At 67.6% G+C, this 5458-nt stretch carries 6 protein-coding genes and 1 pseudogene; all 7 read left to right on the top strand.

Annotation, left to right across the window (positions count from 1 at the left end; genetic code table 11):
• A pseudogene (locus tag RIF93_RS18310) lies at positions 1–468 on the top strand (cytochrome c oxidase subunit II); the annotation flags it as partial.
• 18 nt (positions 469–486) lie between these two features.
• The gene (ctaD, locus tag RIF93_RS18305; protein WP_309092888.1) at positions 487–2136 is read left to right on the top strand and encodes a cytochrome c oxidase subunit I; all 1650 of its coding nucleotides are present in this window, start codon (positions 487–489) and stop codon (positions 2134–2136) included.
• A 77-nt stretch (positions 2137–2213) separates the two neighbouring features.
• Positions 2214–3182, top strand: coding sequence for a heme o synthase (gene cyoE, locus RIF93_RS18300; RefSeq protein WP_309092887.1), 969 nt, complete (start codon positions 2214–2216; stop codon positions 3180–3182).
• Positions 3183–3335 (top strand): hypothetical protein, encoded by a 153-nt coding sequence (locus RIF93_RS18295; protein ID WP_309092886.1) that lies wholly within the window; start codon positions 3183–3185, stop codon positions 3333–3335.
• Positions 3313–3933 carry a cytochrome c oxidase assembly protein gene (locus RIF93_RS18290; protein ID WP_309092885.1) on the top strand — a complete coding sequence of 207 codons (621 nt, stop codon included), beginning with the start codon at positions 3313–3315 and terminating at the stop codon, positions 3931–3933. Before RIF93_RS18295 ends, RIF93_RS18290 begins: the two co-directional genes overlap by 23 nt.
• Positions 3934–4092: 159 nt before the next feature.
• Positions 4093–4962: a cytochrome c oxidase subunit 3 gene (locus RIF93_RS18285; RefSeq protein WP_309092884.1), complete on the top strand. Its 870-nt coding sequence runs from the start codon at positions 4093–4095 to the stop codon at positions 4960–4962.
• Between the two features lie 23 nt (positions 4963–4985).
• Positions 4986–5458: SURF1 family cytochrome oxidase biogenesis protein (locus tag RIF93_RS18280; protein ID WP_309092883.1), on the top strand; the 473-nt coding region annotated here is incomplete at its 3' end.

The following is a 5458-nucleotide window of genomic DNA, read 5'->3' as shown; positions in this document are numbered from 1 at the left end:
GCGACCGAGCCGATGGTCGTGCCGGTCAACAAGACCGTGCGGGTGCTGGTCACCGGCGCCGACGTGATCCACGCCTTTGCGGTCCCCTCGTTCGGCGTGATCACCGACGCCATCCCCGGGCGGGTGAATGAAACGTGGTTCAAGGCTGACCGGGTCGGCACCTACTACGGCAACTGCCGTGAGCTCTGCGGCGTCGACCACGCCTTCATGCCGATCGAGGTGCGGGTCGTGACCCAGGCCGAGTTCGACGCGTGGGTGGCCTCGAAGGGCGGCGGCGCGCCCGCCGCGACGCCGTCGGCGCTGAACGCCCAGGCTGCCGCCGCCGGTGTGGCCAACACCGAGGCGGCTCCGGCCGCCGCCGCGGCGGCGACGCCCGCCACGGCCACGGTGAACCCCGCCGCCGCTCCTCCGACCACGCCGCAGCCGGCCGCGCCCGCGGCGCCCGCCGCTGCTCCGGCGAAGAAATAAGCCAGGATTAAGAGTCAGATGGCCCACGCCGCCGCTCACGACGATCATCACGACCACAAGCCGGGCTTCTTCGCCCGGTGGTTCTTCTCGACCAACCACAAGGACATCGGCACCCTCTACCTGCTGTTCGCCATCATGGCGGGCCTGGTGGGCGGCGCGCTGTCCGGCCTGATCCGCTGGGAACTGGCCGAGCCGGGCATCCAGGTGTTCCGCGAAGGCTCGCTGCTGGCCCAGACCGGCCTGATCGAACCCTCGAAGCACGGCTACAACGTGGTCGTCACGGCCCACGCCCTGATCATGATCTTCTTCATGGTCATGCCGGCGCTGATCGGCGGCTTCGGCAACTGGTTCGTGCCGCTGATGATCGGCGCGCCCGATATGGCCTTCCCGCGGATGAACAACATCTCGTTCTGGCTGCTGGTGGCCGCCTGGGTGCTGATCTGCACGTCGATGTTCGTCGACGGCGGTCCGGGCCTCGGCTTCGGCGGCGGCTGGACGGCCTATCCGCCGCTTTCCACCTCGGGCCACGCCGGCCCGTCGATGGACCTGGCCATCCTGTCGCTCCACCTGGCGGGCGCGAGCTCGATCCTGGGCGCCATCAACTTTATCACCACGATCTTCAACATGCGCGCCCCGGGCATGACCCTGCACCGCATGCCGCTGTTCGTGTGGTCGGTTCTCGTGACCGTCTTCCTGCTGCTGCTGTCGCTGCCCGTGCTGGCCGGCGCCATCACCATGCTGCTGACGGACCGCAACTTTAACACCCACTTCTTCGACGCCGCCGGCGGCGGTGACCCGGTGATGTACCAGCACCTGTTCTGGTTCTTCGGTCACCCCGAGGTGTACATCCTGATCCTGCCGGGCTTCGGCATCATCAGCCACATCGTGTCGACCTTCTCGCGCAAGCCGGTGTTCGGCTACCTCGCGATGGCCTACGCCATGGTCGCCATCGGCTTCATCGGCTTCGTCGTGTGGGCGCACCACATGTACACGGTCGGCATGCCCATCAACCTGCGGGCCTACTTCGTGGCCGCCACCATGGTCATTGCGGTGCCGACGGGCGTGAAGGTGTTCTCGTGGATCGCCACGATGTGGGGCGGCTCCATCGACTTCAAGACGCCGATGCTCTGGGCGATCGGCTTCATCTTCCTGTTCACGGTGGGCGGCGTCACCGGCGTCGTGCTGGCCAACGCCGGCATCGACTACAGCCTGCACGACACCTACTACGTGGTGGCGCACTTCCACTACGTGCTGTCGCTGGGCGCGGTGTTCGCGATCTTCGCGGGCTTCTACTACTGGTTCGAGAAGATCTTCGGCGTGAAGTACCGGGAGTGGCTGGGCCAGTTGCACTTCTGGGTCATGTTCATCGGCGTGAACCTGATCTTCTTCCCGCAGCACTTCCTGGGCCTGCAAGGCATGCCGCGCCGCTACGTCGACTATCCGGACGCCTTTACCTACTGGAACCACATCTCGTCGCTGGGTTACGCCGTGACCCTGGTCGGCGTGGGCGTGTTCCTGGTGGTGCTGCTCGACGCGATGGTCTTCCGCCGCAAGGCCGAAGCCAATCCGTGGGGCGAAGGCGCGACGACGCTGGAGTGGACCCTGTCCTCGCCGCCGCCGTTCCACCAGTTCAACGAACTTCCCGTGGTGAAGCCGGACGCCCACTAGCGACCGGCTCCTCCGGGACCATCTTCGGGGGGCGCGTCCGTCAAGGGCGCGCCCTTCCCGCATTTAAGAGTATACCGATGGCCATGCTTGAGGCCCTGACCCCGTCCAAGGCGCCGGCGCGCTGGCAGGACTTCCTCCAGCTCCTGAAGCCGCGCGTGATGTCGCTCGTGGTCTTCACGGCGCTGACGGGGCTGGTCTGCGCGCCGGAGGGGGTTCACCCGGTGCTGGGCGCCGTCGCGGTCCTGTGCATCGCCGTAGGCGCGGGCGCGTCCGGCGCGCTCAACATGTGGTGGGACGCCGACATCGACGCGAAGATGCGCCGCACGCGCGGTCGTCCGGTGCCGGCCGGCAAGGTGCAGGGCGCCGACGCGCTGGCGCTGGGCGTGGTGCTGTCGCTGCTCTCGGTGATGCTGATGGGCATGGCGCTGAACTGGTTCGCCGCCGGCCTCCTGGCCTTCACCATACTGTTCTACGCCGTGGTCTACACCATGTGGCTGAAGCGCTGGACGGCGCAGAACATTGTCATCGGCGGTCTGGCCGGGGCGCTGCCGCCGGTGATCGGCTGGGCCGCGGCCACCGGAACGGCGCCGCTGAACGCCTGGCTGCTTTGCCTGATCATCTTCATGTGGACGCCGCCACACTTCTGGGCGCTGTCGCTCTACACGTCCGAGGACTACGCCAAGGCGGGCGTTCCGATGATGCCGGTCGTGCGCGGCGCGGCGTCCACCCGGCGCCAGATCTGGATCTACAGCCTGCTGCTGATCCCTGTCTGCCTGGCGCCCGCCTTCACCGGCCTGGGCGGCTGGGCGTACCTGTCGGTCTCGGGACTCGGCGGGCTGGTGTTCCTGCTGCTCGCCTGGCGGCTGTTCCGGTCGAAGGCCGGCGAGGCGGCCGACCCCCGGAACGACGACGGCCTCTACGACGTGCGCGCCGGCGCCCGTGACGCCCGCAACCTCTTCGCCTTCTCCATCCTCTACCTGGCCCTCCTGTTCGCCACCCTGCTGGGCGAGCACCTGGCGGGCCTGAAGCCCCTGGAGCTTCTCTAGATGAGCGATCCGTCCCGCGAGAGCGAACTCGAGGCCAAGGCGCGGCGCGGCCGCAACGTGGCCCTGGCCCTGGGCCTCGTCCTCTTCGTCGTCCTGATCTTCGTCGTCACCATCGTGAGGCTCGGCGCGAATGTCCTCGACCGTCCCTTCTGATCCCCAGGGCGACGCCGCGCGGCGTCGCAACAAGAAGGTCGCGCTGATCTGCGCGGCGGCGTTCTTCGGCATGGTGGGCGCCGCCTACGCCTCAGTGCCGCTCTACAAGGCGTTCTGCCAGCTGACCGGCTTCGACGGCACGACCAAGAAGGCGGAGAAGGCCTCGGACGTGGTGCTGGACCGCGCGGTGACCATCCGTTTCGACGCCAACGTCCGCGACCTGCCCTGGACCTTCGAGACCAAGCAGACGCGCCAGGATGCGAAGATCGGCGAGACCAAGGTCGCTTTCTTCAAGGTCACCAACAATTCGGACAAGCCGATCACCGGCCGGGCCGTGTTCAACGTCGTGCCCGAGCAGGCAGGGCCCTACTTCCAGAAGCTCGACTGCTTCTGCTTCTCGGACCAGACCGTCGGCCCGGGACAGAGCGTCGACATGCCGGTGCTGTACTTCATCGATCCGAAGTTCGCCGAGGACTTCGAGACCAAAGGCAAGCAGGAGGTGACGCTGTCGTACACCTTCTTCCCTTCGACCAGCGCCCCGGCGCCGGCCCGCGCCGACCTGCATCCGCCCAAGGGCAAGACGCCCGCCAAGGGCTGAGCGCCGCCGCGACTGAAATGCCTGCGTTATCCGGGTCCTTTCCCCCTTGGCGGGAGGGTCGGGGCAAGGCTATAGCGTCCGCGACTTTCGCGCCTGGCGACTCCGTGCGGAGCCGCATGCCTGGGCGCGTACGAGGGATCTATAGGGGTTAGGACTGCAATGGCCGCAGGCGTCAAACACGACTACCACCTGGTCAACCCGAGCCCCTGGCCGCTGGTCGGCTCGATCTCGGCCACCGTGATGGCCATGGGCGGCGTCATGTGGATGAAGGGCCTCTTCGGCTTCCCGGAGGGCACCTGGTGGCTGTTCGCCGCCGGCCTCGCGGGCGTCCTCTACACGATGGTCGGCTGGTGGCGCGACGTGGTGAAGGAAGGCAACGCCGGCGATCACACGCCGGTCGTCTCGATCGGCCTGCGCTACGGCATGGTGCTGTTCATCGCCTCCGAGGTGATGTTCTTCGTCGCCTGGTTCTGGATGTTCTTCGAGATGGCCCTCTTCAACGAGGTCCGCACGTATTCCTCGATCGAAGAGGTCCGCACCGCCTGGGCCACCTGGCCGCCGCACGGCGTGGAGGCGGTTCCGGCCTGGGAACTGCCTCTGGTCAACACCCTGATCCTGCTGCTCTCGGGCACCACGGTGACCTGGGCGCACCACGCGCTGCAACAAGGCGACCGCAAGGGCGCGAAGCTGGGCCTGATCCTGACGGTGGTGCTGGGCGCGCTCTTCACGGCCGTTCAGGCCTACGAGTACCACCACATCCTGTCGCACCAGTACTTCTTCAACGAGGAAGCCGCGAACTCGGGCCTCTACGGCTCGACCTTCTTCATGGCGACCGGCTTCCACGGCTTCCACGTGCTGATCGGCACGATCTTCCTGCTGGTCTGCCTGGTGCGCATCATGAACGGCGGCATGAGCCCGCAGAAGCATTTCGGCTTCGAGGCGGCCGCCTGGTACTGGCACTTTGTCGACGTGGTGTGGCTGTTCCTGTTCGCGTTCATCTACGTGATCTTCGGCGGGGCGGCGCACTAGGCGCGGTCCTCCGGACAAATCCCATGAGTGCTCGCCGTGGCTTTCCCGTCGGACTGACGGTCGCCACGGCGATTGCGTTTCTGATCCTCGTCTCGCTCGGCTCCTGGCAGGTCCAGCGGCTCCACTGGAAGCGGGACGTTCTCCGCCGCATCGAGGCTCTGCAGACGGCGCCAGCGCGGCCGCTGCCGCCCGTGCTCGCCGCCCGCGCGGCGGGGCAGGACGTGGACTTCACCCGCGTGCGCGCCATCTGCCCAGGCCTCGCCGCCGCCCCCTATATCGAGCTCTACGGTCTGCGGGACGGCCAGGCGGGTTCGCGCCTCATCTCGGCCTGCGCGATCGAGGCGCCGCCCTATCGCGCGATCCTGGTGGACCGCGGCTTCGTGGCCGACACCATCTCCTCGCGACCGCCGGTCGACGGCGCGAACCGCGCCCCGGTGGAGGTTGTCGGCGTCCTGCGCAGTCCTGAGGCGGGCAACACCTTCTCGCCGCCCAATCG

The sequence above is a fragment of the Phenylobacterium sp. genome (assembly GCF_031181185.1).
Lineage (GTDB): Bacteria > Pseudomonadota > Alphaproteobacteria > Caulobacterales > Caulobacteraceae > Phenylobacterium.
Note: the sequence above shows the minus strand (reverse complement) of the source record. Positions and strands in the feature narration are given on the sequence as shown.

What these genes read in the sequence shown, in the direction of transcription:
- ctaD (WP_309092888.1), top strand. Translation starts at nt 487, where the DNA reads ATGGCCCACGCCGCCGCTCACGACGATCATCACGACCACAAGCCGGGC.
- cyoE (WP_309092887.1), top strand. Translation starts at nt 2,214, where the DNA reads ATGGCCATGCTTGAGGCCCTGACCCCGTCCAAGGCGCCGGCGCGCTGG.
- RIF93_RS18295 (WP_309092886.1), top strand. Translation starts at nt 3,183, where the DNA reads ATGAGCGATCCGTCCCGCGAGAGCGAACTCGAGGCCAAGGCGCGGCGC.
- RIF93_RS18290 (WP_309092885.1), top strand. Translation starts at nt 3,313, where the DNA reads ATGTCCTCGACCGTCCCTTCTGATCCCCAGGGCGACGCCGCGCGGCGT.
- RIF93_RS18285 (WP_309092884.1), top strand. Translation starts at nt 4,093, where the DNA reads ATGGCCGCAGGCGTCAAACACGACTACCACCTGGTCAACCCGAGCCCC.